This is a genomic window from Yoonia sp. 72 (genome assembly GCF_034652275.1).
Classification (GTDB): Bacteria; Pseudomonadota; Alphaproteobacteria; order Rhodobacterales; family Rhodobacteraceae; genus Yoonia.
The window spans coordinates 1-1229 of the sequence record NZ_JAXIWG010000009.1; the positions used below are offsets into that span (position 1 = coordinate 1).

1 pseudogene is annotated in these 1229 nt (G+C 69.5%); it reads right to left on the reverse strand.

The window, feature by feature from the left end:
• Nucleotides 1–1229, reverse strand: a pseudogene (locus VCK47_RS17960) (hypothetical protein); the annotation flags it as partial.

Sequence of the window (1229 nt, forward strand, 5' to 3'; positions counted from 1 at the left end):
GTCGGGGTGCCGGGGGTCTGTGCGCCCGGCGGCACCGGCGCGCCGGCCGCATCCGTGCCCGCCGCCGATTGCGCGCTCACAGGCACGCCCGCGGGATCATCGCCCGTCGCTGTCGCAAGGTTCGTCACCCCGCCCGCATCCACATCGGCCTGCGTGACCACATAGCTCGCGCTGAACGCCGCAGAGGCGCCGGGCGCAAGGCTCGCCACGCCCGCCGGCGCGATCGCCGACAGGCCGGGCAGCGGATCGCTGACCGCCACATCCGCCAGCGTCACATTGCCGGTGTTCGTCACGTCGAATGTATAGGTGATCACGTCACCCACAGCGCCCGTGCCACCCAGTGCCGCCGACTTCACCACCGCAATCGACGGGTCCTGCGTCGCCGTGGCCGTGGCCATATCCGAGGCCATCTGCGGCTCGTTGCCAACGCCGTCACCCGTGGTATCGGCATCGCCCATCCCCGTCGCCGTATTGGTGAAGCTGCCCGCGTCCAGATCGGCCTGCGTGACCACGTAAGTGGCTGTATAGACCCAGATCTCGCCCGCCTCGAGCACGCCAATCGTGCCCGCATCGCCGCCCACAAAGGTCAGGCTTGTCGCCTGCGGGTCACCGAGCACAGGAGTGTAGACCGTCACATTGCCGTCATTGGCCAGCGTGATCTCGTAGCTGATCACATCGCCCACAGCCGCATAACTCGCCCCGGCCGTGATCGTCTTGACCACCGCGATCGACGGGTCCTGCGCCAGTGTCACCACGGTCGGCGTGCCGGGGGTCTGCGCGCCCGGAGGCACCGGCGCGCCGGTCGCATCCGTGCCCGCCGCCGATTGCGCGCTCACAGGCACGCCTGCGGGATCATCGCCCGTCGCTGTCGCAAGGTTCGTCACCCCGCCCGCATCCACATCGGCCTGCGTGACCACATAGCTCGCGCTGAACGCCGCAGAGGCGCCCGGTGCAAGGCTCGCCACGCCCGCCGGCGCGATCGCCGACAGGCCGGGCAGCGGATCGCTGACCGCCACATCCGCCAGCGTCACATTGCCGGTGTTCGTCACGTCGAATGTATAGGTGATCACGTCACCCACAGCGCCCGCGCCACCCAGTGCCGCCGACTTCACCACCGCAATCGCGGGGTCCTGCGTCGCCGTGGCCGTGGCGATATCCGAGGCCATCTGCGGCTCGTTGCCAACGCCGTCACCCGTGGTATCGGCATCGCCCATCCCCGTCGCCGTATT